We start from the raw sequence: 23,957 nt of genomic DNA, 5'->3' as shown, positions 1-23,957 counted from the left end.
GGGGCCGATTATCATCAGCCCCCGCATTTCACGAAGGGCACCGGGTCTTGTCACGCGCGAAGAACAAATCTCTCAGCACTGCGAAAAAACCGAAGCGGCAGAGCGGTCGCATCGGGCGCTGGCTGCTGACGGTGCTGATCGTGGCCGCGCTGCTGGGCGCCGGGGCCGCCGGGGCGGTGATGTGGTGGCTGCAATCGCCGCTGGTGCTGGCCAAACCCGAGGTGGAGCTGTCCATCGAACCGGGGACCGCGCCGCAGCAGGTCGCGCAGGCCTGGATCGCCGCGGGCGTGGAGACCGACCCGCGGCTGCTGTACGCGTGGTTCCGCTACTCCGGCCAGGCCCGAAAGATCCGCGCCGGCAGCTACGAGATCCATGCCGGCGTGACGCCGCGCGAGCTGCTCGACAAGATGGTCCGCGGCGACCAGGTGCTGGAGCAGCTGCGCATCATCGAGGGCTGGAACTTCCGCCAGCTGCGCGCCGCGATCGCGGCCGCGCCCGCGCTCAAGCAGACCACGGCGTCGATGACCGACGCGCAGGTCATGGCCGCGCTGGGCGTGCCCGACCAGCCCGCCGAGGGCCGCTTCTTCCCCGACACCTACGCCTACAGCCGCGGCGTCAGCGACCTGACCGTGCTCAAGCGCGCCCACGCGCTGATGCGCAAGCGGCTGGACAGCGCCTGGTCCGGCCGGGCCGACGGCCTGCCGCTCAAGAGCGCCGATGAGGCACTGGTGCTGGCCTCCATCGTCGAGAAGGAGACCGGCGCCGCGGTGGACCGCGGCCTGGTGGCGGCGGTCTTCGTCAACCGGCTCAAGGCCGGCATGCCGCTGCAGACCGATCCGACGGTGATCTACGGGCTGGGCGCCGAGTTCGACGGCAACCTGCGCAAGATCCATCTCCAGACCGACACGCCGTTCAACACCTACACGCGCGGCGGCCTGCCGCCCACGCCGATCGCGATGCCGGGGCTGGCCGCGCTGCAGGCCGCGCTGCATCCGACGCCGTCCAAGGCGCTGTATTTCGTGTCGCGCGGGGACGGCACGAGCCAGTTCAGCGAGGACCTCGCCGCGCATAATCGCGCCGTCAACAAGTACCAGCGCGGCCGCTGAGGCAGGCCCGCACCGAGATCAAGAGAGCAGCCACGCGTGAGCGGTCGTTTCATCACCTTCGAGGGCATCGACGGGGCGGGCAAGTCCACCCACATCACCACCGTCGCCGAGCATCTGCGCCAGCGCGGCGCTGACCTGGTCCAGACCCGCGAGCCCGGCGGCACGGCGTTGGCCGAGTCGCTGCGCGGGCTGTTCCTGCACCAGGACATGGACGGCCTGACCGAGGCGCTGATGGTCTTCGCCGCGCGGCGCGATCACGTGCAACGGGTCATCGCACCGGCGCTCGCGCTGGGGCAGACCGTGCTCTGCGACCGCTTCACCGACGCGAGCTTCGCCTACCAGGGCGGCGGCCGCGGCATGGACTGGCAGGTGCTGGCGACGCTGGAGCAATGGGTGCAGCAGGGGCGCCAGCCCGATGTGACCTTCTGGTTCGACGTGGACCCGGCCATCGCCGCCCAGCGCCGCGCGCAGGCGCGAGACGCGGACCGGCTCGAGCAGCTGGACCTGGATTTCTTCAGCCGCGTGCGGGCCGGCTACCAGCGCCGGGCCGAGGCGGCCCCGGCGCGCATCGTGCGCATCGACGCCGGTGACACGATCGAGGGCGTCGCGGCCCAGATCCGCGCCGAGCTGGAGCGCCGCGGATGGTGAGCGACACCGCCATCGACGCCGACGGCGTGACCGCGCTGGCCGAGAACGGCCAGCTCCCGCTGCCCTGGCTGGGCGAGCCGCTGCGGCGCGCGCTCACGCAGGGACGCAGCCACGCGCTGCTGCTGCAGGGGCCGGCCGGTGTCGGCCAGTTCGACCTGGCGCTGCTGCTGGCGCAGGCCTGGCTCTGCGAGGCCCGCACCGGCGACGATCAGCCCGGCTGCGGCCAGTGCGCCAGCTGCCGGCTGCTGCGCGCGCGCTCGCATCCGGACTTCCAGGTCCTGCTGCCCGAGGCGCTGCGAGAGCCGCTGGGCTTCGGCGCGATGGACGCGGAGGGCGAGGGTGGCTCGGCCAAGGCCAGCAAGACCAAGCCCAGCAAGGAAATCAAGATCGAGGCGGTGCGCCAGACGCTGGCGTTCTCGCAGGTCAGCGCCGCGCGCGGCAAGGCCAAGGTGGTCGTCGTGTATCCGGCCGAGGCGCTGAACACGGTCGCGGCCAACGCGCTGCTCAAGACGCTGGAGGAGCCCGCCGGCCTGCTGCGCTTCGTGCTGGCGAGCGCCGCGCCGCAGCAACTGCTGCCGACGATCCGCAGCCGCTGCCAGCCGCTGCAGATGGCGCTGCCCGCGCGCGATGCCGCGCTGGCCTGGCTCACCACGCAGGGCGTGGACCAGCCCGGCGTGCTGCTGGACGCCACCGGCGGCCGGCCGCAGGAGGCGCTGCTCTGGAGCGAGGAGGGCCTGGGCGCCAAGACCTGGCTGGAGTTGCCGCGGCGCATCGCCCGGGGCGAAGCCTCGGCGCTGACCGACTGGCCGGTGCCGCGCGCGATCGCGGCGATGCAGCGCCTCGTGCACGACCTGATGCGCATCGCCCATGGGGCCGGTCCGGCCTACTTCCCGCGCGATGCCCTGCCCAAGCTGCCCGCGGTGCGCGCGGCGCTGGAGCAGTGGGCCAAGGTGCTGCTGCAGGCGGCGCGCCACGCGGACCACCCGCTCAACGCCGGATTGCTGATGGAATCGCTGGTGGCCCAGGGGCAACAGGCGATGCGCCCGGCGCGGTAACCGAATCTGACCCGCGGGCGCGGCGAGTAGACTCGCCCCTCATGAGCGAACTCAGCCTGAAACCGATGAGCACCACGCCGCCCGCATCCGCCCCGGGGAGTCCGGCCCCGGCCCCCGCCGGCAGCAGCCGGCCCAGCGTGATCCAGCTCGTGTTCAAGGAGAAGGGCGCGCTGTACGCGGCCTACATCCCGATCTTCTCGGAAGGCGGCGTCTTCGTTCCCACCACGCGCGAATACAAGCTCGGCGAGGACATCTACCTGCTGATGACGCTGCCCGAAGACCCCAACCGCTATCCGGTCGCCGGCAAGGTCGCCTGGCTGACGCCGGCCAACGCGTCGGGCGGCCGCACGCAGGGCGTCGGCGTGCGGTTCCCCGGCGACGAGAAGACCCGGCTGATCAAGCTCAAGATCGAGGAGCTGCTCGGCACCGCGATCTCCTCGGCCAAGCCGACGCAGACGATCTGACGACCCGCTTTCCGGCGACCTGTTCCCCCTTGCGCCCAGCACCGCTGACGGCGGCGACCTTGCGATGTACATCGACTCCCATTGCCACCTGAGCTTCCCCGAGCTCAAGTCCCAGCTCCCCGACCTGCTCGCCGCGATGGACGCGGCGCAGGTGACCCAGGCCGTGTGCATCTGCACGACGATGGAGGAGTTCCCCGAGGTCCGCGAGATCGCCGACGCGCACGCGCAGCTCTTCGCCACGGTGGGTGTCCACCCGGACAGCGACGAGGTCCATGAACCGACCGTCGACGAACTGGTGTCGGGCGCGGCGCACGCCAAGGTCGTCGCCATCGGCGAGACCGGGCTGGACTACTACCGCCTGAACGGCCGGACCATCGAGGAGATGGAATGGCAGCGCGAGCGCTTCCGCAACCACATCCGGGCGGCGCGCCGGACGGCCAAGCCGCTGGTGATCCACACGCGCTCGGCGGCCGAGGACACGCTGCGGCTGATGCGCGAGGAAGACGCCGGCCAGCCCGGCGGCGTCGTGCACTGCTTCACCGAGACGATGGACGTCGCCAAGGCGGCGCTGGACCTGGGCTTCCACATCTCGTTCTCCGGCATCGTGACCTTCAAGAACGCCGCCGACCTGCGCGAGGTCGCGCGGATGGTTCCCGACGATCGCATCCTCATCGAGACCGACAGCCCCTACCTGGCGCCGGTCCCGTACCGGGGCAAGCTCAACCAGCCGGCCTACGTGCCGCATGTGGCCAAGCTGATCGCCGAGGTCCGCGGCGTGCCCGTGGAAACGCTGGCCGCGCAGTGCACGGCCAACACGCGCCGGCTGTTCCGGCTGCCGGAAGCGGCCTGAGATGCGCGCGCTGGCCGCCGTTCCGGTGTCCCTGGCGCTCGCCGTCGCGCTGCTGGCGGGTGGCGCCATCGGTGCCCCGGTCGTACCTTCCGCACCGGCCGCCGAGGCGCCCGAGCTCCACGTCGCCGCGCGCAATGACCACGCCAGCACGGTGATGTCGCTGCTGCTCAAGGGCGTGGATCCCAATGTCCGCGACGCGCAGCGCAACACCGCGCTGCACGTGGCCATCCGCGAGGAATCGGGCAAGGCCTTCGAGGCGCTGCTCAAGAGCCCCGGCACCGACGTCAAGGCCATCAACCAGGCCGGAGAGACGCCGCTGATGCTCGCTGCGATCAAGGGCCGCCTCGACTGGGTGCAGGCGCTGGTGGCGCATGGCGCGCTGATCAACGAGCCCGGCTGGTCCGCGCTGCACTACGCGGCCGCCGGCCCCAATGAGCAGGTCGTGCGCTGGCTGGTCCAGCAGGGCGCGGAGCTCGATGCCCGCTCGCCCAACGGCACGACGCCGCTGATGATGGCCGCTGGTTATGGCGGTCTGAGCGGCGCGGAGATCCTGATCGAGGCCGGCGCCGACGTGACGCTGTTGAACGATCAGCGACTGAGCGCCGCCGATTTCGCCCGTCGCGCCGGTCAGGACGACATGGCCGACAAGCTCGATCGCCTGGCCAAGGCGCGCGCCAAGGCTTCCGGCGCCGGACGGACAGCGCCGTGAGGCGGCTGCTGGCAATCCCGTAGGAATTCGTCCGACATACGGTTTGGCGGGCCGCCCACTGTTGGCGCCCGGGGCCGGTCTCTACAGTTCATCCCATGCCGACACGGTGTCGGCGGCGCCTCAAGCCCTCGCAGCCAGGCCCCACGGAATCAACTGAATCCTTCTGGAGACCGCCATGCAGACCTCGACCTCCTTCGCCGCCAACCCGTTCGCCATGCTGATCGACCCGGAGCGCGTCGTGCACGACGTGGCCTGCTCGGAGCGTCTGGCCCGTCTGCGCAGCCGCGTCTACCGCCCGCTGGACAAGCCGCTGATCGCGCACCGCGGCGCCGCCGACCAGGCCCGCTTCGACGAGGAAGTCGATGCCGCCGAGCTGACCGAGGCCGACCTGCTGCCGCTGGACAACGAGCCGGCGGACACCTCGATCAACGCCTGAGCCCCTGACCCTTGCCGGGGCAATCGTCCCGGGCCGCTCGGACCTCGGGGAAACCTTGTCGGCGCAGTCCGACTCGCGCTTCCGCCGCCCGACTACACCCGGCGCCCCGTGATCTCCCTAGGATGATGCTCAAGCTGGTCCGACTACCGTGTGACCGACGCCTTGACCCTGACCCCGGAGAGACAACATGCGCCGCCCTCATGATTCCGTCATCGTTCCGTTGATTGCCGTCGATCGGATCGAGGCGCGAGGCTGGAATCGTTGGCTCGCGGGCAGTCTCCCCCTCCTGGCCGCCGCGGTCCTGCTGACGCTGGGCGGCTGCGCGTCGATGAGCGGCTCCGCGAGCCAGTCACCGGCCGGCTCGCCTGAAGCGGCACCCGGCGCCGCGCCTGCCGTCCTCGGCGGCAATCTCTGGACTCCCCGCATGGAAGGCCGCCGTGAGGCTGTCGTCCGCGCCGGAACGGGCCACGGCGTGTCCGTCGTACGTACGACGGACAACCAGTTGAAGTTGATCGTTCCGATGGACGCGGCCTTCGAGCCCGGCCGATCGGAGCTGAAGCCGGCCTTGCGTCCGGTGCTGGACGAGGTCGCGCGCGGTCTGGACGACCCGGTGCGCGTGACCATCGTCGGCCACACGGACAGCGCGTCGGGCGACGCGGTCAACGGACCGCTGTCGCAGGACCGCGCCGAGTCCGTGCGCGAGTACCTGGTCCAGCACGGCGTGCGGCGCGGCCGCCTGCTCGTGGAGGGCCGCGGCGGCCGGCAGCCGGTGGCGAGCAATGCCACTGAAGCCGGCCGGGCCGCCAATCGTCGGATCGAGATCTTCCTGTCACAACCCGCGTCCTAAGCTGTTCAGAACGGGAGTTGAGCCATGAACGCCTTCTGCCACTTCTGCCCCCGGAATCTCCTCCTCGCCGCGGCCTTCGCGCCGGCGGTCCTGTCGATGGGCTCGCTGGCCCAGGCGGCTCCGGCCGTCGATCCGACGCCCACCTCGCTCGATGACCGCGTCGAGCTCAGCGGGCGTAGTCTCGCGGACCGCGCGCGGTCGCAGTCGGCCAGGCTGAGCGAGACCGCGCGAGAGAGCGGCCGCAACGGCGGATCGCGCTACACCGTGACCCAGCACGCCGCCGAGCCGCTGGCCACCGCCAACCAGTCCGCCGGTGCCGCCGGCTGGCAAGGGCGCGCCGCCCAGGCGACGCAGACGATGGTGTGGGCCAAGCCCTGGGCCGGCAGCGGCATGCGGCTGGGGGTGGGGGTCGAGCAGCGCGGGGCCGCTGTCGGCGGTTTCCAGTCCGCGCCGTATCAGAACCTGCGTCCCGGCGCGGCCGGCGACGCCGGTGTGCTCGTCGGCGTCGCGATGCCGACCGGTCCGCGCTCCCATGCCTTCCTGCAGACACCGTTGCTGGACCCGCAGCGGCCGCAGGCTGATGAGCTCAACGTGGCCGGTCTCAACAACCGCGAGCGACAGGTGCGGGTGGGCCTGGCGTTCAACAGCCGCAAACCCTATGCCGACCTGCGCAAGGGCTTCCGCATGGAGTTGAGCGGGCAATCCTCGCTGACCTTCCGTCCTCGTGGCGGTCGCGTCGGGGTGACCTTCCAGAAGATCTGGTGAGCGCTTTCCGCTCCGCAGCAAGGCCGGCATTCGCCGGCCTTTTGCTTTTCGGGCTCGGGATCGATCGGGCAGGTGGGCAGAGGCGGAGGCAGGGCAGGGGAAGGGCGCGGTAGGTCCATTCCTACAGCGCGTCGGTGAGCGCTCCGACGCGCGCTCGCGGCCCGGGACTGCCCGGGCGGCGCGGCGCAGTCCCTACAGTTCATTCCATCGCGGCACGGTGCCGCGCAGGAGAACCAAGATGCTGCACTACGCCGTCGTCTTCTTTGTCATTGCCTTGATCGCCGCGCTGTTCGGCTTCGGCGGCATCGCTGCCGGCGCCGCCAGCATCGCGAAGATCCTGTTCTTCGTGTTCGTGATCATGGCGGTCGCGACCTTCGTGATGAGCCTGTTGCGCAAGTGACGCTCTCGTCGCTCGATCACGTCCCCCACAACAACCAAAGGAAATCCATGAACAAGCCCGCCACCGCAGCCCTCATCGCCGCCGCCCTCAGCCTGTGCGCCGGCATGGCCCAGGCCGCCAACTTCTCGAAGTCGGTGTACGACGGCGCCAAGGACGACATCAAGAAGACCTACAAGGTCGACAAGGATGCGTGCGACCAGCTGTCGGGCAACGCCAAGGACATCTGCGTCAAGGAGGCCAAGGGCCGCGAGGACGTGGCGCTGGCCCAGCTGGAATACAACTACAGCGGCAACGCCAAGGACGAGGCCAAGCTGGTCGAGGCGCGTTATGAAGCGCGCTACGACGTGGCCAAGGAACGCTGCGACGACCGCTCCGGCGAAGCCAAGGACGTCTGCCAGCGCGAGGCCAAGACCTCGTACGAGAAGGCCAAGGCTGACCTGAAGATGAACAAGAAGGTCGCCGCCGCCGTCGATGATGCCGAGGAGACCCGCGTGAAGGCCGATTACAAGCTGGCCTCCGAGAAGTGCAACACGCTGTCGGGCGACGCCAAGGACGTGTGCGTGAACTCGGCCAAGGCCCGCTACAACCAGCGCTGATCCCCGGCCGCCGACCCGGTGGCCACTGCCGATCACCAGTGCTGATCGGCTCTGAAGAACAACCCCGGTGGGGGCGCGGAACGGCAACGCCGAACCTCGCTGTCGTCGCACCGGCGGATCCAGGTCAACAACTCCAACAGCCCGCCTGGCTCCCCCTGTCGACACCAACTGCAACGGCGCCCCGAGGGGCGCCGTTTTCTTTGGGTTGGCGTTGGGGTGATCCGCCTGGCTTACCAGCCGTAATAGGACTTCTGGTTGAAGCAGGTGGCGCTCTGCACGGTCTCGTCCGAGCTCGCGGAGATCTTGGCCGTCCACAGATTGGTGGCCTTGGTCACGCGCGTCACCGGCGTCGAGGCGATCGGCGAGCTGCTCTTCTCATTGAAGTAGGTCGCGTACGCGTTGTAGTAGCTGATGCGCTGCGGCGGGCCGTTGTGCCACGAGGCCGCGCCATTGCACTCCAGACCGCCGTTGACGATGTTGATGATGGTGCCGATGCGGAAGGCCATCACCGCTTCATCGGTGGTGTCGCCCGCGGCCACCGGACCAGTGGTCTTGCCCGCGACGGTCATGCCGGTGCGCAGCTGGGGCAGGCCGGGATCGTCCCCGCTGGTGGAGATGTGCGTGACGTCGCCGTACAGCACGTCATGCGAGGACGGCTTCTGGCCCTGCGGCGTCATCCAGAACCACACGCCCGACAGGATCGACAGCGCGCCGTTGGTGGCGACGAGATCCGGTCGACGAAGCAGCGTGTCGCGCGCGGTGATCACATCGCGCATCAGGCCGTTGTCATAGAGCCAGTGCGAGAACGCGCCGTAGTTGTAGTTCCAGGACAGCTGGATCACGCCTCGGCCGTGGTACGAGCGGCCGGGCACCGGCGGGAAGTCCGCCGAGCCGCTGTCGACATAACCGATGGCCTTGCTCGTGCCGTCGGCGGCGGTCGAATAGCCGACTTCCTCGACCCAGTAGAGCCCGCCCTTCCACACTTGCGTGCGAACGCCGGCGCGGTCCGTGTAGGGCTCGATCCACGGCGACGGCGCGCCTTCCCAGGACCCCGAGGTCTCGCGCGAGGCCTTGGCCCAGAACACGAGGAACTCCTGGGCCTGCTGCTTGGCCGTGCCTTCATTGAGGAACTGCTTGAAGCCGTTGGCCGCGGCCCAGCGGTTGTACTCGAGCACCGCGCGGCGGAACGCGGGCAGCGTGAAGGTGTCGGTGGAGCCGTCGGCCTTGGCGAACGGCGGAGAGTTGCGCTCGGCGCCACCGGCCACCAGTCGGCCGGAGCGCAGCGGGAACAGCCAGTTCCAGTCCGCGTCGGTGACCTGGCGCAGGAAGGCGTATCCCGTGGCCGGCAAGGTGCTGCCGGCGTCGCCGACGGGCACGGGCGCGGGCGCGGGCGTGCTTGTGGCGGGCGGCGAGACGGGCATCACCGGCGGCACGACCGGCGTGCCGGCCGGCAGCGTCACCGGCTGGTTGGCGGGGCTCGGCGGCAGCTTGTCGATGACGACGTCGGTGGTCGGGCTGGAGGTGGCGTCCGACGCCGATGTCGACGTCGGGCAACTGGCGAGGGCGTCCCAAGGCGTCTGCCAATCGAATTGGACCGACGCGGCCGGATCGGTGTCGCGGTTCCAGTACTTGGCCTTGAAGCAGCGTTTCGCGCCCTGGACGACCGCCGACACGACGGTGCCGCCGGTGTAGGCCGTCGCCGCGTTCCAGCGCGGTGCGAGGTCCGGCGTGGCGCTGCCGTCGGCGGCGATCACCTTGGCGTGGCCGACCAGCTTCCACGGGCCATCGCCGCTGGTGAAGCTCGGGCTCTCGCCTTGCGTCCACCACGCGTTGACGAACACGCCTTCCTTCGTCGTGCCGTCCACGGTGGCGCGGAAGGTGACGTACTGGTTGGCGTTGGCGTAGGTGGTGGCCGCGCGCCAGGCCGGCGCATTGGTGGGGGAGGTGGCACCGCTGGACCACACCGGCGCGGTGAGGATCATCGCGCTGGCGCAGGCGGCCAGCAGCGTGAACAGGACCACGCGCAGCGCTTGCGTCCAGCGTGGGCGGCAGGTGCGAATCTCATTGACCATGGAGCACCTCGCCGACCTGCTGGTAGTTCTGCAGGGCTTCCTGATAGGAGCCGGGACCGCTGGCCGCGAACTGCGGCTGCGGGGTCACCGTCAGCGCGGGCGCGGTGCGGGCGACGGGGGGAGGGGGAGGGGTGTCCGTGGATGCCGGGCCGGACGAGCCGCCGCAGCCGGTCAGGACGAGGGCGCCGAACAGCATCGGCACCGCGCAAGCGCCGACGGCCGGGCGGGCCGGCCATCGTCGTTGGAACAGGGAGATCAGGCGCGAAAGCGCGAGGGGGATCATGGAAACTCCGGGCAATCAAGCTTCGAGCGAAGCGAAGCCGACATGCTCGGAGTTGCACGCGAAAACGGGGATAGCAAGCCTTGATCATTGATCAGGCGAGCCTGACTCATCAAGGCTGGTTGTCGCCCTTCAAAAGGCTTAGATCAGTCCTGCCTTGTCCAATCCGAAGGCCTGGTCCTGCGAGCCCGGCACGCTCTGGAAAGCGACGTTGAGCCGATTCCAGGTGTTGATCGTCGACACCTGCCAGGTCAGCGCGGTGAGCTCGGCCGCGGAGAAGACGGCGCTGACCTCGGCGTAGACGGCGTCGGACACGCCGGCCTCGGGGATGCGGGTCAGCGTCTCGGTCCAGAGCAGCGCGGCGCGCTCGCGGGCGGAGAACAGCGGGGACTCGCGCCAGATCGCGACGTGATGCAGGCGCAGCGGGCGCTCGCCGGCGATCGTCGCCTGCTTGATGTGCATGTCCAGGCAGAAGGCGCAGCCATTGAGCTGCGAGGCGCGGATCTCCACCAGCGGCAGCAGCTCGGGCTCCAGACTGCTGTCCTTGAGGCCCATCGACAGCGTCACCAGCTGCTTGAAGGGGGCGGGCATCTGCTGCATGTAGTTCAGGCGTTGGCTCATCGTTCACTCCTTGTGAGGATCGGGTTGGGAAGGGGAATGTCGTGTCCTCCCCCACAAGACGACCCAGCCTGCGCGGTTGTGACATCGCCCCGATGTCGAGGGCGCTGGCGGCGCGGCCAGCGCCCAGCGTCCCGGATCGGCTGGCTAAACTGCCCGACGCCCGCCGAAGAAGGCCTCGAACACCCTACGCCGTGACCGCAACGACTCCCGCCAGTTCCTCCTCCAGCGTCTTCCGCCACCCGGGCTTCACCGCCTTCCTGGTCTGCCGGCTGGCCGCGGTCTTCGCGCAGCAGATCCAGGCCGTGGTGGTCGCGTGGCAGGTCTATGACCTGACGCGGCAACCGCTCGCGCTGGCCTATGTCGGCCTGGCGCAGTTCATCCCGATGCTGCTGCTCCTGCTGCCGGCCGGCGACATGATCGACCGCTTCAGCCGCAAGCCGATCCTGGCGATCAGTTGGGCCGTCAGCGCGCTGTGCAGCCTGACGCTGTGGTGGTTGTCCGGCCATGGGCACGCCGGCGTGACCGGCATCTACGCGGTGCTGGTGTTGTTCGGCTGCTCGCGCGCGTTCTCCGGACCGGCGCTGCAGAGCCTGCTGCCGCAGATCGTGCCCCGCGAGCAGCTCGCGCAGGCGATCGCCGCCAACAGCATGCTGCTGCGCGTGGCCAGCATCGGCGGTCCGTTCCTGGGCGGACTGCTGTACGGTTTCGGCGGCGCGCAACTGACCTTCCTGGTCTGCCTGGCCTGCTTCGTGCTGGGCACCGCGCTGCTGGTGGGCGCCGTGCCGGTTCGTTTCGCGGCGCCGCCGGCCCCGGCGGGCGGCAACATCTGGCAGCGCTTTGGCGCCGGCATCCACTTCATCCGCTCGCGGCCCATCATCCTGGGCACGATCTCGCTGGACCTGTTCGCGGTGCTGCTCGGCGGCGTGGTCGCGCTGCTGCCCATCTACGCGCACGAGGTGCTGCATGCCGGGCCGGAAGGCCTGGGCGCGCTGCGCAGCGCGATGGCGGTGGGCGAGGTCACGGCCGGTTTCTACCTGAGCCTGCGTCCGTTCAACCGCCATGTGGGCAAGGCGATGTTCGCGGCGGTCGCCGTGTTCGGGCTGGCCAACCTGGTGTTCTCGCTGTCCACGACGTTCTGGCTGTCCTTTGGCGCGCTGGCGATCGCCGGCGCCGCCGACATGGTCAGCGTCTACATCCGCGGCGCGCTGGTGCAGTTCTCGACGCCCGATGAGATGCGCGGTCGCGTGAACGCCGTGAACATGCTGTTCATCGGCTCGTCCAACGAGCTCGGCGAGTTCCGCGCGGGCAGCGCGGCCGCGGCGCTCGGCGCGGTGCCGGCCGCGGTGACCGGCGCGGTGTGCACGCTGGGCGTGGTGGCGACCTGGGCGGCGCTGTTCAAGCCGCTGCGCCGGGTCGACCGCTTCGAGGAAGCGTCACCGGCGACGGCCACCCCTGCGGCTCGCTGAGCCAAAAAAGAGCCGCGTCGGCCCGAGGGCGCGACGCGGCAACAGGGAGGATGCAGTCATGCAAGCGGAATCTGGCAAACGGCGATCCCGGTGAGCGCCGGGCGGCCTTGAGAGCCGTGGCGCCGTTCCTCGGATCGTCGGACCCGGCCTGGGCCCGAGCGTTCAATTCAATGCGTGTTGCGGCCGCGCACGGCGGGCGGCAGGTAATCCTTGCCCACCATCGCGCGGGCGAACAGGTAGTTGTTGCGGGCGCGGGCGGGCAGGCTGTCCAGGTCGACGTGGCCCTGCGGGTCGCACGGGAAGGACATCGCCCGGCCGGCGTCGAAGATGGACTCGAAACGGACCTCGAACTGCGGCGCGTTGGCGTCTGCGGTGATCTGGAGGCTCATGTCGTTCTCCTGGTGAGTTCCTTTGATTTCACTATCGGCGCTGGCCATCGGACTTCCCATCAGCGCAGCTCGGTGCGCGGTGTCGGTGCCGGTCGGTGGGCCGTGTCCGGCGTCGTCCTACATCCTGTGGGCACAACGGAAGGCGTTTGGCGGGCGTTGACGGTCCGGTCGATCGCCGCCCGGGACTTCACGTAGCTTTGCACGGACGCCGTCAGGCGCGCCGGATGCCGCGTGGGACTGCGCCTACAGCGCGTCGAGGTGCCCGCTGCTTCGCCCCGCGTGCGGCGGCGGCGAGGATCTCGTCATCGCAACCCATTCCCCACCGGTTCGAGGCCCACCATGGATGACAACATGTTGATGCTGATGACGCTGGCCACCTGCTCCGCCACCGCGTTGGCGCTGCGGCTCTGGCAATGGCTCGACGAGCTGGCGTGGGACGAGACCCAGGAGGACCTGACATGAGCGCACGACCACCCCTTCCGCCCGAACATCCCGCCGACGCCTCCACCGCTTCCACGGTGGCGCCGTCCGCCGAGCGCCAGGAGGTCAACGAGGCGCCGCTCAGCCAGCAGGCCTTCATCTGCGGCGAGGTGACCTACCGGACCGGTGACGGCCCGCTGATGACGATCCGCCAGGGCGCCGTGCAGGTCGAGGTCAACGAGCTCGACGTCACGCTGGGCTGGGAAGACGGCGACGCCCGTCTGAGCGCGCTGATGCCACGCAGCGAGTACGCCCGTTTCATCGGCACCGGCGCGATCAAGCCGGTCGTCGCGCATCGCACCTGACGCTCGCCCGCCTGATGCCCGGCTGACGCCAGCCCATGAAAAAAACGCCTCGGGAGACCGAGGCGCTTTTCATTGGGAGGAGGCGAGGATCAGTCGCGGTCGCCGCCGAAGATGCCCAGCAGCTGCAGCAGCGCGGTGAACACGTTGTACAGGTCCAGGTAGATGTTCAGCGTGGCGCTGATGTAGTTGGTCTCGCCGCCGTCGATGACGCGCTTGACGTCGACCAGCATGAAGGCCGAGAAGATGCCCAGCACGGCCACCAGCAGCGCCAGGTGCACGCCGGTCGATTGCAGGAACGCGTTGGCGACGCCGGCGATCATCGCGATCACGGCGCCGACGAACAGGAACTTCTGCAGGCCCGACAGGTCGCGCTTGACGACGGTGGCCAGCGAGGCCATCGCGAAGAAGATCGCGGCGGTGCCGCCGAAGGCCGTCATGATCAGCGTGCCGCCGTTCTTGAAGCCCAGGATCGCGGCCAGCAGGCGCGACAGCATCAGGCCCATGAAGAACGTGAAGCCCAGCAGCGAGGCCACGCCGGCGGCGGAGTGCTTGGTCTTCTCGACCAGGAACATCAGGCCGAAGGCGCCGGCGAAGAACACCAGCATGCTCATGCCGGTGCCCATCGCGGCCATGAAGCCGGTGGCCACGCCGATCCACGCGCCGAGGACGGTCGGGATCAGCGAGAGCGCGAGCAGCGCGTAGGTGTTGCGCAGGACGCGCTGGCGGTCGGCGGACAGCGAGGAGCCGTAGCCGCCCGGGTTGAGGTCAATGATGCGGTCGTTCATGTGCGTGCGCCCCATGAAGTGAGAGTTGGCGTTGATTGTAGGCACGGGTCTTAAGGCTTCGTTAAAGTGCTCGTCTTTCCTTCAATGACCGCTTTGAGGCCGCAGATGAAACAGAAGCCCTTCCTGACCCTGGACGACGTCAAGCGCATCGCCGCCGCCGCGGAAGCCGAGGCGCTCAAGAACAACTGGCCCGTGACCATCGCCATCGCCGACGACGGCGGCCATCTGCTGTGGCTGCAGCGCCTGGACAATGCCGCGGCGACCTCCGCCGTGATCGCGCCGGCCAAGGCCAAGACCGCCGCGCTGGGCCGCCGTGAATCGAAGGTCTACGAGGACATCGTCAACAACGGCCGCAATGCCTTCCTGAGCGTGCCGCTGGAGGGGATGCTCGAGGGCGGCGTGCCGGTGATCGTCGATGGCTTCTGCGTCGGCGCGGTCGGCGTCAGCGGCGTGAAGTCGACCGAGGACGCGCAGATCGCCAAGGCGGGTATCGCCGCGCTCGGTTGAAGTTCGCGGAACGTAGTCCGGTTTGCGCAAATCTTCTCCGTGAATACCCTGGCGGGTTATACTTGTCAGGTTTACCCGCAACCTACCGCGTCCCGCACACTTCACCCCCGATCGCATCGGATCCCCACACGGATCGACTCCCTCCCAGGAGACCCGGTCGCACCCGCGCGCCAGCCGTCCACGGCGCGTGCCGGTGCCGATCCAGGGCCCTGAAGCAGAGCCGGGCGCGCGCACAACAACGGAGTTTCCCGTGCTGCCCGATCTGCTTTCCGCTCCCCCCGCGATTCTTGCCCTGGCAGACGGCACGGTCTTCAAGGGTTCCGCGCTCGGCGCTGCCGGCCGGACCGTCGGTGAAGTGGTGTTCAACACCTCGCTCACCGGCTACCAAGAAATCCTCACCGATCCCAGCTATTGCCGCCAGATCGTCACCCTGACGTATCCCCACATCGGCAACTATGGCGTGAACGATGAGGACGTCGAGGCATCGAAGATCTTTGCCGCTGGCCTGATCATCAAGGAGGCACCGGTCCTCGATTCGAACTTCCGCAAGGGCCGCACGCTGCGCCAGTACCTGAAGGACGAAGGGACCGTCGCCATCGCCGACCTCGACACGCGCCGCCTGACGCGCGTGCTGCGCGAGAAGGGCGCTCAGAACGGCTGCATCCTGGCGCTGGCCGCCGGTGAGCAGATCACGCAAGCACACGTCGACGAGGCCATCGCCGCCGCAAAGGGCGCGCCCAGCATGGCCGGCCTGGACCTGGCCAAGGTCGTCAGCCGCACCGAGCGCGAGACCTGGACCGAGACCGAGTGGACGCTCGGCAAGGGCTACGGCGAGCAGACCGCGCCCAAGTTCCACGTCGTGGCCTACGACTTCGGCGTGAAGAGCAACATCCTGCGCATGCTGGCCTCGCGCGGCTGCCGCATCACCGTCGTGCCGGCGCAGACGCCGGCCTCCGAGGTCTTCGATCTCGAGCCCGACGGCGTCTTCCTGTCCAACGGCCCCGGCGATCCGGAGCCTTGCGGCTATGCGATCAAGGCCACCGCGCAGCTGATCGAGGCCGGCATCCCGACCTTCGGCATCTGCCTGGGTCACCAGATCATGGCGCTGGCCTCCGGTGCCAAGACCTTCAAGATGAAGTTCGGCCACCACGGCGCGAATCACCCGGTGAAGGACCTGGACAACGGCCGCGTCAGCATCACCAGCCAGAACCATGGTTTCGCGGTCGATCCCGAGACGCTGCCGGCCAACCTGCGCCCGACGCACATCAGCCTGTTCGACGGCACGCTGCAAGGCCTGGCCCGCACCGACAAGCCGGCGTTCTGCTTCCAGGGTCACCCGGAAGCGAGCCCCGGCCCGCACGACATTTCGTATCTGTTCGACCGCTTCATCGGTCTGATGTCCAAGGCCTGATGAAGGGGGAGACGAGTTATGCCCAAGCGTTCTGATATCAAAAGCATCCTCATCATCGGCGCCGGCCCGATCATCATCGGCCAGGCCTGCGAGTTCGACTATTCGGGCGCCCAGGCCTGCAAGGCGCTGCGCGAGGAAGGCTACAAGGTCATCCTGGTGAACAGCAACCCGGCGACGATCATGACGGACCCCGACACCGCGGACGTCACCTACATCGAGCCGATCACCTGGCAGGTCGTCGAGAAGATCATCGACAAGGAGCGTCCTGACGCGATCCTGCCGACGATGGGCGGCCAGACCGCGCTGAACTGCGCGCTGGACCTGCACAAGCACGGCGTGCTGGACAAGTACAAGGTCGAGATGATCGGTGCCAACGAGCACGCGATCGAGAAGGCCGAGGACCGTCTGAAGTTCAAGGACGCGATGACCAAGATCGGACTGGGTTCGGCCCGCTCCGGCATCGCGCATTCGATGGAAGAGGCGTGGACCGTGCAGAAGCGCATCCACGCCGAGATCGGCGGCAGCGGCTTCCCGATGGTCATCCGCCCCAGCTTCACGCTGGGCGGCACCGGTGGCGGCATCGCCTACAACCCGGAGGAGTTCGAGGAGATCTGCAAGCGCGGCCTCGACCTGTCGCCGACCAATGAGCTGCTGATCGAGGAATCGCTGATCGGCTGGAAGGAATACGAGATGGAAGTGGTCCGCGACAAGGCGGACAACTGCATCATCGTGTGCTCGATCGAGAACCTGGATCCGATGGGCATCCACACCGGCGACTCGATCACGGTGGCTCCGGCCCAGACGCTGACCGACAAGGAATACCAGCTGCTGCGCAACGCCTCGATCGCGATCCTGCGCGAGATCGGCGTGGACACCGGCGGCTCCAACGTGCAGTTCTCGATCAACCCGGTCGACGGCCGCATGGTCGTCATCGAGATGAACCCGCGCGTGTCGCGTTCGTCGGCGCTGGCCTCCAAGGCCACCGGCTTCCCGATCGCCAAGATCGCCGCGAAGCTGGCCGTCGGCTACACGCTGGACGAGCTGAAGAACGACATCACGGGCGGCATCACGCCCGCGTCGTTCGAGCCCAGCATCGACTACGTCGTCACCAAGATCCCGCGTTTCGCCTTCGAGAAGTTCCCGATGGCCGACTCGCGCCTGACGACGCAGATGAAGTCGGTGGGCGAGGTGATGGCCATGGGCCGCAACTTCCAGGAATCCTTCCAGAAGGCGCTTCGCGGCCTGGAGACCGGCATCGACGGCCTGTCCGAGGTCAGCACCGATCGCGAGGAGATCGTGCAGGAGATCGGCGAACCCGGTCCGTCGCGCATCCTGTTCCTGGGCGACGCGTTCCGCATCGGCATGACGCTGGACGAGGTCTTCGAGGAAACGAAGATCGACCCGTGGTTCCTGGCCCAGATCGAGCAGCTGATCAAGATCGAGCGAAGCCTGAAGGGCCGCGAACTGGCCGGCCTGTCGGCCGATGAGCTGCGCCTGCTCAAGAAGAAGGGCTTCTCGGACAAGCGCCTGGCCAAGCTGCTGGGCACGAACCAGCACGAGGTGCGCAACACGCGCCATGCGCTGAACGTGCGCCCGGTCTACAAGCGCGTCGACACCTGCGCCGCCGAGTTCGCGACGCAGACCGCCTACATGTACTCGACGTATGACGAGGAGTGCGAGGCCAACCCGACCGACAAGAAGAAGATCATGGTGCTGGGCGGCGGTCCGAACCGCATCGGCCAGGGCATCGAGTTCGACTACTGCTGCGTGCACGCGGCGCTGGCGATGCGCGAGGACGGCTACGAGACCATCATGGTCAACTGCAATCCCGAGACCGTCTCCACCGACTACGACACGTCGGACCGCCTGTACTTCGAGCCGGTGACGCTCGAGGACGTGCTGGAGATCGTCGCCAAGGAGAAGCCGGTCGGTGTGATCGTGCAGTACGGCGGCCAGACGCCGCTGAAGCTGGCACTGGACCTCGAGGCCAACGGCGTACCCATCATCGGCACGACGCCCGATTCCATCGACGTCGCCGAGGATCGCGAGCGCTTCCAGAAGCTGCTGCATGAGCTGGGTCTGAAGCAGCCGCCCAACCGCACGGCGCGCAACGAGGACCAGGCCGTGGCCCTGGCCAACGAGATCGGGTATCCGCTGGTCGTGCGTCCGAGCTATGTGCTGGGCGGCCGCGCGATGGAGATCGTGCACGGCGACAAGGACCTCGAGCGCTACATGCGCGAAGCCGTGCGCGTGAGCGAGAAGTCGCCGGTGCTGCTGGACCGCTTCCTGGAGGACGCGGTCGAGGTGGACGTCGACTGCATCTGCGACGGCACCGACACGATGATCGGCGGCATCATGGAGCACATCGAGGCCGCGGGCATCCACTCGGGTGACTCGGCGTGCTCGCTGCCGCCGTACACGCTGTCCAAGGAACTGCAGGACGAGCTGCGCCGCCAGACGGCCGCTATGGCGCATGCGCTGAAGGTCGTGGGCCTGATGAACGTGCAGTTCGCCATCCAGGGCGACGTCACCAAGGGTCTGGCCGAGAACACGGTGTACGTGCTCGAGGTCAACCCGCGTGCCTCGCGCACGGTGCCGTTCGTGTCCAAGGCGACCAGCCAGCCGCTGGCCAAGATTGCCGCGCGCGCGATGGCCGGCATCAAGCTCAAGGACCAGAAGGGCGCCGCGGGCAAGCCGCCGGTGGAGATCCAGCCGCCGTACTTCAGCGTCAAGGAAGCCGTCTTCCCGTTCAACAAGTTCCCTGGCGTGGATCCGATCCTCAGCCCGGAAATGCGTTCGACCGGCGAGGTCATGGGCGCCGGCCGGACCTTCGGCGAGGCGATGCTCAAGAGCCAGCTGGGCGCGGGCTCGCGCCTGCCGCGTCAGGGCAACGTGCTGATCACCGTCAAGAACAACGACAAGGATCGGGCCGTCGCGCTGGCGCGTGACCTGGCGGCGCTGGGCTTCGGCGTGGTGGCGACCAAGGGCACGGCCGCGGCCATCGAGGCCGCCGGCATCCCGGTGCGCGTCGTCAACAAGGTCAAGGACGGCCGTCCGCACATCGTCGACATGATCAAGGGCGGGGACATCCAGCTCGTGTTCACGACGGTCGACGAGACCCGCGCGGCCATCGCCGACAGCCGTCACATCCGTCAGGCCGCGCTGGCCAACCGGGTGACGTACTACACGACGATGGCCGGCTGCGAGGCCGCGGTCGAGGGCATGAAGCACAAGGATGGACTCCTGGTGCAATCGCTGCAGGAACTGCACGCGGAACTGCATTAAACTGGCCCATCCATTCCGCCGCCGCTGCTCAGCGACCCTGAGCGGCAGCGGCGGTTTGTTTTGTTTTTCAAGGTTCTAGAGACATGGCCACGACGATCCCATTGACCAAGCGCGGCGCTGAGAAGCTCAAGGAAGAACTGCATCGGCTCAAGACGGTCGAGCGGCATGCCGTGATCAACGCGATCGCCGAAGCGCGCGCGCAGGGCGACCTGTCCGAAAACGCCGAGTACGAGGCCGCCAAGGACAAGCAAGGCTTCATCGAGGGCCGCATCATCGAGATCGAAGGCAAGCTGTCCTCGGCGCAGGTGATCGATCCGTCGTCGGTGGATGCCGGCGGCAAGGTCGTCTTCGGCACGACCGTCGACCTGGAAGAGGAAGAGTCCGGCAACGAGGTCACGTACCAGATCGTCGGCGACGATGAGGCCGATCTGAAGCAGGGGCTGATCTCGATCAGCTCGCCGATCGCGCGTGCGCTGATCGGCAAGGAAGCCGGCGACGTGGCCGAGGTGGTGGCCCCGGGCGGCATCAAGCGCTACGAGATCGTCGACGTCCGCTACCTCTGAGGCGCTCGCCGATGCTGCTGCGGATTCGCGCGCTGCTGGCCGCCTTGTGGGCGGGTGAGCTGCTCGCCGTCGCGTTGCTGGCGGCGCCCAATGCCTTCGCGACGCTGGAGCGCGCGATGGCCGGCAAGTATGTGGCGCGGCTGTTCGAGATGGACGCCCGCTTCGCGCTCGCCGCGGGCGTGTTGCTGATCCTGATGGAGCGGCGTCTGCATCGCGATGGGGTGGTCGGCGGATCGGCGATGAATCCGGGCTTCTGGCTGCCGCTGGTGGCGATCGGGCTCACGGCGGCCGGCTATTACGCGCTGCAACCGATGATGGAAGCGGCGCGGCAAGGGCAGGGCAGCTGGACCTTTCTTCAGCTGCATGCGGTGTCGCTGGTTTGCTTCGGCCTGAGGACGCTGGTGGTGTTGGCGCTGGCCTGGCGCGTCAGCGTGTCGACGCGATCCTGAGGCATCCAACGCAAAAGACGGCCCGCGGGCCGTCTTTCTGTTGGTGCCGAGGGGCTGGTGTCAGCCCTGGCTGGATTTCTTGACGCTGGTCTGGCGCGGCTTCTTGGCGCGCTTGACCTCACCGCCCTGGGTGACGCGCTGGTTGCCCAGCACGGTGACCTTCTTGATCTGCGGACGGTTGTTGCCGCTCTTCGAGAACTTCACGATCTTCACGATCTTGGGGGCCGAGCGGGCATCGTCCTTGACGACTTTTTCCTTCTCCGGCATCGGGCGCCAGAGCACCAGCAGCTTGCCGATGTGCTGGATGGGGGCGGCGTCGAGCTGCTCGGCGAGCGTGGCGAGGAACTCCTCGCGGCCCTGGCGATCGTCCGACATGACGCGGACCTTGATCAGGCCGTGGGCCTTGAGCGCGGCGTCGACCTCCTTGGTGACGGCAGCCGTCAGGCCATCGGCGCCTATCATCACGACCGGGTCGAGATGGTGTGCGTCGGCGCGTTTTTCCTTGCGCTGGGCAGGGGTCAATTGAATAGCAGGCATCTGCCTATTATCCGTGCAATGAAAGTCGATACCAAAAGCAAGAAGGTGAACAAGGCGTGGTTGAACAACCACGTCAATGATCCCTACGTGAAATTGGCCCAGAAAGAGGGCTATCGCTCCCGGGCTGCCTACAAGCTCAAGGAGATCGATGAGGAATTCCAGCTGATCCGTCCTGGACAGGTGGTCGTCGATCTGGGCGCATCGCCCGGCGCCTGGAGCCAATACCTGCGCCGGCGCTTCGCGCCGAAGGAGGCGGGTGCGGGCGGTGCGGCGGTCGGGCAGTTGAACGGCCGGATCATCGCGCTGGACCTGCTCGAGTTCGAGCCCATCGAGGGCGTCGAGTTCGTCCAGGGCGACTTCCGCGAGGACGAGGTGCTGAGTCAGCTCGAGTCTATGCTCGGCGGCGCCAAGGTGGACCTGGTGGTGTCCGACATGGCCCCCAATCTCTCGGGCATCGAGAGCACGGATGCCGCGCGCATGGAGCACCTGATCGAGTTGGCGCTGGACTTCTCGCAGCAGCACCTGAAGCCGGAAGGCGCGCTGGTTGCCAAGGTCTTTCATGGCAGCGGGTATGACCAACTGGTGCATGCCTTCCGCGCGCAGTTCAAGAAGGTCAAGACCAGCAAGCCGAAGGCGTCGCGCGAGCGCTCGTCGGAGAACTTCCTCGTCGGCATCGGACTGAAGAAGGTCTGAACACGGCTGAACCATTCGAATGGCGAACGCCGTGAAGCCCGATGTGTGGCGATTGATGCGCTCAGAGGTCGATCTGGCTGGCGCGCTGGCGGTTCGACATCGATCCAAGGCCCGATCAAGCGTCAAGACCGCCCTTGCTTGCGGGGTTTGATCGGCCGAGGGCGTGGCAATATCTATCGTGGCGTGTGGGAATGCCAATCAGATCCTGGGACTTGACTGGCCTAGAATCCGCCCCATATGCCGTGAAAGTCCGCTGCCCAGGGGATTGCCCCGGGCAGGCGGTGATGGAATGACAAAGGAGTCGCGGTGAACAATCAGTGGTTCTCGAAAGTGGCTGTGTGGATGGTGATCGCCCTCGTGCTGTTCACTGTCTTCAAGCAGTTCGATCGCAGCGCAACCCAGGGGAATCCGATCGCCTACTCTGACTTCCTCGAGGAAGTCCGTGCCAAGCGCGTCAAACAGGTGACGCTGCAGGAAACGCCGGCGGGCACCGAGATCGTGGCCCAGACCAGCGATGGCAACAAGCTGCGCACGACGGCGCCGTACATGGATCGGGGCCTGATCGGCGACCTGATCAACAACAACGTCAAGTTCGACGCCAAGCCCCGCGAGGAGCCGTCGGTCCTGATGAGCATCCTGCTCAGCTGGGGGCCGATGCTGCTGCTGATCGCGGTGTGGGTCTACTTCATGCGTCAGATGCAGGGCGGCGGCAAGGGCGGCGCCTTCAGCTTCGGCAAGTCCAAGGCGCGCATGCTGGACGAGGCCAACAACTCCACCACCTTCGCTGACGTCGCCGGATGCGACGAGGCGAAGGAAGAGGTCAAGGAGCTGGTGGACTTCCTGAAGGATCCCCAGAAGTTCCAGAAGCTGGGCGGCCGCATTCCGCGCGGCGTGCTGCTGGTCGGCCCTCCGGGTACCGGCAAGACGCTGCTGGCCAAGGCCATCGCCGGCGAGGCGAAGGTCCCGTTCTTCACGATCTCCGGCTCTGACTTCGTCGAGATGTTCGTCGGCGTGGGCGCGGCCCGCGTGCGCGACATGTTCGAGCAGGCGAAGAAGAGTGCCCCTTGCATCATCTTCGTCGACGAGATCGACGCGGTCGGCCGCCATCGCGGTGCAGGCCTCGGCGGCGGCAACGATGAGCGCGAGCAGACCCTCAACCAGATGCTGGTGGAGATGGACGGCTTCGACACCAACCTCGGTGTCATCGTGATGGCCGCGACCAACCGTCCGGACATCCTGGATCCCGCGCTGCTGCGCCCGGGTCGTTTCGACCGTCAGGTCTACGTGACGCTGCCGGACGTGCGTGGCCGTGAGCAGATCCTGAACGTGCACATGCGCAAGGTGCCGGTGGGACAGGACGTCCGCGCCGACATCCTCGCGCGCGGCACCCCGGGCTTCTCGGGTGCGGATCTGGCCAACCTGGTCAACGAAGCCGCGCTGTTCGCCGCACGCCGCAATGGCCGCGTGGTCGACATGCAGGACTTCGAGAAGGCCAAGGACAAGATCATGATGGGCCCCGAGCGGAAGTCCATGGTCATGCCCGAGGAAGAGCGCAAGAACACCGCGTACCACGAGGCGGGTCATGCCCTGGTGGCCCGACTGCTGCCCAAGACCGATCCGGTCCACAAGGTGACGGTCATTCCGCGTGGCCGCGCGCTTGGCGTGACGATGCAGTTGCCCGAGGGTGACCGCTACAGCATGGACAAGGAACGCATGCTGTCGACGATCTCGGTGCTGTTTGGCGGCCGGATCGCGGAAGAAGTCTTCATGAACCAGATGACCACCGGCGCCAGCAACGACTTCGAGCGTGCCACGGCGATCGCCCGCGACATGGTCACCCGCTACGGCATGACCGATGAGCTGGGTCCGATGGTCTACGCGGACAACGAGGGCGAGGTCTTCCTCGGCCGCTCGGTGACCAAGACGACCAACATGTCGGAAGAGACGATGCGCAAGGTGGATCAGGAGATCCGCAAGATCATCGATGAGCAGTACACGATCGCGCGCAACCTGATCGAAGAGCACAAGGACAAGATGCACGCGATGGCGACGGCCCTGCTCGAGTGGGAAACCATCGACGCCGAGCAGATCAACGACATCATGGACAGCCGTCCTCCGCGTCCTCCCAAGGACTGGACGCCGCCGACCAACAAGTCCGACAACGGCGGAGCACCCGCCGTGAACACGGGCAGCGCACCGGCCGCGGCCTGATCGGTTGAAAGGCTGAAAGGCTGAGCG

Annotated in this window: 27 protein-coding genes; 21 read left to right on the top strand and 6 right to left on the bottom strand. The window is 67.8% G+C overall.

Translation table 11 applies throughout. The features are described 5' to 3' along the window. Nucleotides 1–110: 110 nt before the first annotated feature. The 11 genes from mltG (at nt 111) to ACNI65_RS11920 (ending at nt 7,876) form a co-directional block, all read left to right on the top strand. Complete coding sequence (gene mltG, locus ACNI65_RS11970) at nt 111–1,106, top strand: endolytic transglycosylase MltG (protein WP_416763616.1); 996 nt, start codon at nt 111–113, stop codon at nt 1,104–1,106. Nucleotides 1,107–1,142: 36 nt separating this feature from the next. Further along, complete coding sequence (tmk, locus tag ACNI65_RS11965) at nt 1,143–1,754, top strand: dTMP kinase (RefSeq protein WP_416763251.1); 612 nt, start codon at nt 1,143–1,145, stop codon at nt 1,752–1,754. Further along, nucleotides 1,748–2,809 (top strand): DNA polymerase III subunit delta', encoded by a 1,062-nt coding sequence (holB, locus tag ACNI65_RS11960; protein WP_416763250.1) that lies wholly within the window; start codon nt 1,748–1,750, stop codon nt 2,807–2,809. Before tmk ends, holB begins: the two co-directional genes overlap by 7 nt. 65 nt (nt 2,810–2,874) lie before the next feature. Next, a complete protein-coding gene (locus ACNI65_RS11955) occupies nt 2,875–3,273 on the top strand; it encodes a PilZ domain-containing protein (protein ID WP_416763615.1) in 399 nt (132 codons plus the stop codon). A 64-nt stretch (nt 3,274–3,337) separates the two neighbouring features. Then, on the top strand, nt 3,338–4,123 hold the full coding sequence (locus ACNI65_RS11950; RefSeq protein ID WP_416763249.1) for a TatD family hydrolase: 786 nt from the start codon (nt 3,338–3,340) through the stop codon (nt 4,121–4,123). Nucleotide 4,124: 1 nt separating this feature from the next. Then, the gene (locus ACNI65_RS11945; RefSeq protein ID WP_416763248.1) at nt 4,125–4,832 is read left to right on the top strand and encodes an ankyrin repeat domain-containing protein; all 708 of its coding nucleotides are present in this window, start codon (nt 4,125–4,127) and stop codon (nt 4,830–4,832) included. 175 nt (nt 4,833–5,007) lie between these two features. After that, on the top strand, nt 5,008–5,268 hold the full coding sequence (locus ACNI65_RS11940) for a hypothetical protein (RefSeq protein WP_416763247.1): 261 nt from the start codon (nt 5,008–5,010) through the stop codon (nt 5,266–5,268). A gap of 187 nt (nt 5,269–5,455) precedes the next feature. Further along, entirely contained in the window at nt 5,456–6,115 is a 660-nt protein-coding gene (locus ACNI65_RS11935; protein ID WP_416763246.1) for an OmpA family protein, read from the top strand. Nucleotides 6,116–6,139: 24 nt separating this feature from the next. Then, entirely contained in the window at nt 6,140–6,880 is a 741-nt protein-coding gene (locus ACNI65_RS11930) for a hypothetical protein (RefSeq protein ID WP_416763245.1), read from the top strand. 238 nt (nt 6,881–7,118) lie between these two features. After that, on the top strand, nt 7,119–7,280 hold the full coding sequence (locus ACNI65_RS11925) for a DUF1328 domain-containing protein (RefSeq protein ID WP_083525687.1): 162 nt from the start codon (nt 7,119–7,121) through the stop codon (nt 7,278–7,280). A 47-nt stretch (nt 7,281–7,327) separates the two neighbouring features. After that, nucleotides 7,328–7,876, top strand: coding sequence for a hypothetical protein (locus tag ACNI65_RS11920; protein WP_416763243.1), 549 nt, complete (start codon nt 7,328–7,330; stop codon nt 7,874–7,876). A gap of 230 nt (nt 7,877–8,106) precedes the next feature. On the opposite strand, the gene ACNI65_RS11915 is transcribed toward ACNI65_RS11920, so the two are convergent. The 3 genes from ACNI65_RS11915 to ACNI65_RS11905 all read right to left on the bottom strand — a co-directional run bounded on the left by ACNI65_RS11915 (nt 8,107) and on the right by ACNI65_RS11905 (nt 10,849). Beyond that, nucleotides 8,107–9,948: a chitinase gene (locus ACNI65_RS11915; RefSeq protein WP_416763242.1), complete on the bottom strand. Its 1,842-nt coding sequence runs from the start codon at nt 9,946–9,948 to the stop codon at nt 8,107–8,109. Then, a complete protein-coding gene (locus tag ACNI65_RS11910) occupies nt 9,938–10,231 on the bottom strand; it encodes a hypothetical protein (RefSeq protein WP_416763241.1) in 294 nt (97 codons plus the stop codon). The genes ACNI65_RS11915 and ACNI65_RS11910 overlap by 11 nt, the downstream gene beginning before the upstream one ends. A gap of 138 nt (nt 10,232–10,369) precedes the next feature. After that, a complete protein-coding gene (locus tag ACNI65_RS11905) occupies nt 10,370–10,849 on the bottom strand; it encodes a carboxymuconolactone decarboxylase family protein (protein WP_416763240.1) in 480 nt (159 codons plus the stop codon). Between the two features lie 149 nt (nt 10,850–10,998). On the opposite strand from ACNI65_RS11905, the gene ACNI65_RS11900 reads away from it, so the two are divergent. Continuing rightward, nucleotides 10,999–12,315 carry an MFS transporter gene (locus ACNI65_RS11900; RefSeq protein ID WP_416763614.1) on the top strand — a complete coding sequence of 439 codons (1,317 nt, stop codon included), beginning with the start codon at nt 10,999–11,001 and terminating at the stop codon, nt 12,313–12,315. A 167-nt stretch (nt 12,316–12,482) separates the two neighbouring features. Here ACNI65_RS11900 and ACNI65_RS11895 read toward each other — a convergent pair whose 3' ends face one another. After that, complete coding sequence (locus tag ACNI65_RS11895) at nt 12,483–12,704, bottom strand: hypothetical protein (RefSeq protein WP_416763239.1); 222 nt, start codon at nt 12,702–12,704, stop codon at nt 12,483–12,485. Between the two features lie 339 nt (nt 12,705–13,043). Between ACNI65_RS11895 and ACNI65_RS11890 the strand changes: the two genes are divergently transcribed. Both ACNI65_RS11890 and ACNI65_RS11885 read left to right on the top strand, forming a co-directional pair. Then, nucleotides 13,044–13,166, top strand: coding sequence for a hypothetical protein (locus ACNI65_RS11890; protein WP_416763238.1), 123 nt, complete (start codon nt 13,044–13,046; stop codon nt 13,164–13,166). Further along, nucleotides 13,163–13,489: a hypothetical protein gene (locus ACNI65_RS11885; protein WP_416763237.1), complete on the top strand. Its 327-nt coding sequence runs from the start codon at nt 13,163–13,165 to the stop codon at nt 13,487–13,489. Before ACNI65_RS11890 ends, ACNI65_RS11885 begins: the two co-directional genes overlap by 4 nt. Before the next feature lie 89 nt (nt 13,490–13,578). Here the strand turns inward: ACNI65_RS11885 and ACNI65_RS11880 are convergent, their stop codons facing one another. Continuing rightward, nucleotides 13,579–14,274 (bottom strand): Bax inhibitor-1/YccA family protein, encoded by a 696-nt coding sequence (locus ACNI65_RS11880; RefSeq protein WP_416763236.1) that lies wholly within the window; start codon nt 14,272–14,274, stop codon nt 13,579–13,581. Between the two features lie 105 nt (nt 14,275–14,379). Here ACNI65_RS11880 and ACNI65_RS11875 point away from each other — a divergent pair, with 105 nt between their 5' ends. The 5 genes from ACNI65_RS11875 to ACNI65_RS11855 all read left to right on the top strand — a co-directional run bounded on the left by ACNI65_RS11875 (nt 14,380) and on the right by ACNI65_RS11855 (nt 20,489). Then, the gene (locus tag ACNI65_RS11875) at nt 14,380–14,781 is read left to right on the top strand and encodes a GlcG/HbpS family heme-binding protein (RefSeq protein WP_416763235.1); all 402 of its coding nucleotides are present in this window, start codon (nt 14,380–14,382) and stop codon (nt 14,779–14,781) included. Between the two features lie 250 nt (nt 14,782–15,031). Then, nucleotides 15,032–16,192: a glutamine-hydrolyzing carbamoyl-phosphate synthase small subunit gene (carA, locus tag ACNI65_RS11870; protein WP_416763233.1), complete on the top strand. Its 1,161-nt coding sequence runs from the start codon at nt 15,032–15,034 to the stop codon at nt 16,190–16,192. Between the two features lie 18 nt (nt 16,193–16,210). Beyond that, entirely contained in the window at nt 16,211–19,477 is a 3,267-nt protein-coding gene (gene carB / locus ACNI65_RS11865) for a carbamoyl-phosphate synthase large subunit (RefSeq protein ID WP_416763232.1), read from the top strand. A gap of 83 nt (nt 19,478–19,560) precedes the next feature. Next, complete coding sequence (greA, locus tag ACNI65_RS11860; protein WP_416763231.1) at nt 19,561–20,040, top strand: transcription elongation factor GreA; 480 nt, start codon at nt 19,561–19,563, stop codon at nt 20,038–20,040. Nucleotides 20,041–20,051: 11 nt separating this feature from the next. Next, nucleotides 20,052–20,489, top strand: a complete 438-nt coding sequence (locus tag ACNI65_RS11855; protein WP_416763229.1) for a DUF4149 domain-containing protein — start codon at nt 20,052–20,054, stop codon at nt 20,487–20,489. 60 nt (nt 20,490–20,549) lie between these two features. On the opposite strand, the gene ACNI65_RS11850 is transcribed toward ACNI65_RS11855, so the two are convergent. Then, nucleotides 20,550–21,026 carry a YhbY family RNA-binding protein gene (locus tag ACNI65_RS11850; RefSeq protein WP_416763228.1) on the bottom strand — a complete coding sequence of 159 codons (477 nt, stop codon included), beginning with the start codon at nt 21,024–21,026 and terminating at the stop codon, nt 20,550–20,552. 18 nt (nt 21,027–21,044) lie between these two features. Here ACNI65_RS11850 and ACNI65_RS11845 point away from each other — a divergent pair, with 18 nt between their 5' ends. Continuing rightward, nucleotides 21,045–21,719, top strand: coding sequence for an RlmE family RNA methyltransferase (locus ACNI65_RS11845; RefSeq protein ID WP_416763226.1), 675 nt, complete (start codon nt 21,045–21,047; stop codon nt 21,717–21,719). Between the two features lie 306 nt (nt 21,720–22,025). Beyond that, nucleotides 22,026–23,930 carry an ATP-dependent zinc metalloprotease FtsH gene (ftsH, locus tag ACNI65_RS11840; protein WP_416763225.1) on the top strand — a complete coding sequence of 635 codons (1,905 nt, stop codon included), beginning with the start codon at nt 22,026–22,028 and terminating at the stop codon, nt 23,928–23,930. The last annotated feature ends 27 nt before the right edge of the window (nt 23,931–23,957 follow it).

Source organism: Roseateles sp. So40a, from assembly GCF_048081605.1.
GTDB lineage: Bacteria > Pseudomonadota > Gammaproteobacteria > Burkholderiales > Burkholderiaceae_C > Roseateles.
Note: the sequence above shows the minus strand (reverse complement) of the source record. Positions and strands in the feature narration are given on the sequence as shown.

What these genes read in the sequence shown, in the direction of transcription:
- holB (WP_416763250.1), top strand. Translation starts at nt 1,748, where the DNA reads ATGGTGAGCGACACCGCCATCGACGCCGACGGCGTGACCGCGCTGGCC.
- ACNI65_RS11955 (WP_416763615.1), top strand. Translation starts at nt 2,875, where the DNA reads ATGAGCACCACGCCGCCCGCATCCGCCCCGGGGAGTCCGGCCCCGGCC.
- ACNI65_RS11950 (WP_416763249.1), top strand. Translation starts at nt 3,338, where the DNA reads ATGTACATCGACTCCCATTGCCACCTGAGCTTCCCCGAGCTCAAGTCC.
- ACNI65_RS11945 (WP_416763248.1), top strand. Translation starts at nt 4,125, where the DNA reads ATGCGCGCGCTGGCCGCCGTTCCGGTGTCCCTGGCGCTCGCCGTCGCG.
- ACNI65_RS11940 (WP_416763247.1), top strand. Translation starts at nt 5,008, where the DNA reads ATGCAGACCTCGACCTCCTTCGCCGCCAACCCGTTCGCCATGCTGATC.
- ACNI65_RS11935 (WP_416763246.1), top strand. Translation starts at nt 5,456, where the DNA reads ATGCGCCGCCCTCATGATTCCGTCATCGTTCCGTTGATTGCCGTCGAT.
- ACNI65_RS11930 (WP_416763245.1), top strand. Translation starts at nt 6,140, where the DNA reads ATGAACGCCTTCTGCCACTTCTGCCCCCGGAATCTCCTCCTCGCCGCG.
- ACNI65_RS11925 (WP_083525687.1), top strand. Translation starts at nt 7,119, where the DNA reads ATGCTGCACTACGCCGTCGTCTTCTTTGTCATTGCCTTGATCGCCGCG.
- ACNI65_RS11920 (WP_416763243.1), top strand. Translation starts at nt 7,328, where the DNA reads ATGAACAAGCCCGCCACCGCAGCCCTCATCGCCGCCGCCCTCAGCCTG.
- ACNI65_RS11915 (WP_416763242.1), bottom strand. Translation starts at nt 9,948, where the DNA reads ATGGTCAATGAGATTCGCACCTGCCGCCCACGCTGGACGCAAGCGCTG.
- ACNI65_RS11910 (WP_416763241.1), bottom strand. Translation starts at nt 10,231, where the DNA reads ATGATCCCCCTCGCGCTTTCGCGCCTGATCTCCCTGTTCCAACGACGA.
- ACNI65_RS11905 (WP_416763240.1), bottom strand. Translation starts at nt 10,849, where the DNA reads ATGAGCCAACGCCTGAACTACATGCAGCAGATGCCCGCCCCCTTCAAG.
- ACNI65_RS11895 (WP_416763239.1), bottom strand. Translation starts at nt 12,704, where the DNA reads ATGAGCCTCCAGATCACCGCAGACGCCAACGCGCCGCAGTTCGAGGTC.
- ACNI65_RS11890 (WP_416763238.1), top strand. Translation starts at nt 13,044, where the DNA reads ATGGATGACAACATGTTGATGCTGATGACGCTGGCCACCTGCTCCGCC.
- ACNI65_RS11885 (WP_416763237.1), top strand. Translation starts at nt 13,163, where the DNA reads ATGAGCGCACGACCACCCCTTCCGCCCGAACATCCCGCCGACGCCTCC.
- ACNI65_RS11880 (WP_416763236.1), bottom strand. Translation starts at nt 14,274, where the DNA reads ATGAACGACCGCATCATTGACCTCAACCCGGGCGGCTACGGCTCCTCG.
- ACNI65_RS11875 (WP_416763235.1), top strand. Translation starts at nt 14,380, where the DNA reads ATGAAACAGAAGCCCTTCCTGACCCTGGACGACGTCAAGCGCATCGCC.
- carB (WP_416763232.1), top strand. Translation starts at nt 16,211, where the DNA reads ATGCCCAAGCGTTCTGATATCAAAAGCATCCTCATCATCGGCGCCGGC.
- greA (WP_416763231.1), top strand. Translation starts at nt 19,561, where the DNA reads ATGGCCACGACGATCCCATTGACCAAGCGCGGCGCTGAGAAGCTCAAG.
- ACNI65_RS11855 (WP_416763229.1), top strand. Translation starts at nt 20,052, where the DNA reads ATGCTGCTGCGGATTCGCGCGCTGCTGGCCGCCTTGTGGGCGGGTGAG.
- ACNI65_RS11850 (WP_416763228.1), bottom strand. Translation starts at nt 21,026, where the DNA reads ATGCCTGCTATTCAATTGACCCCTGCCCAGCGCAAGGAAAAACGCGCC.
- ACNI65_RS11845 (WP_416763226.1), top strand. Translation starts at nt 21,045, where the DNA reads ATGAAAGTCGATACCAAAAGCAAGAAGGTGAACAAGGCGTGGTTGAAC.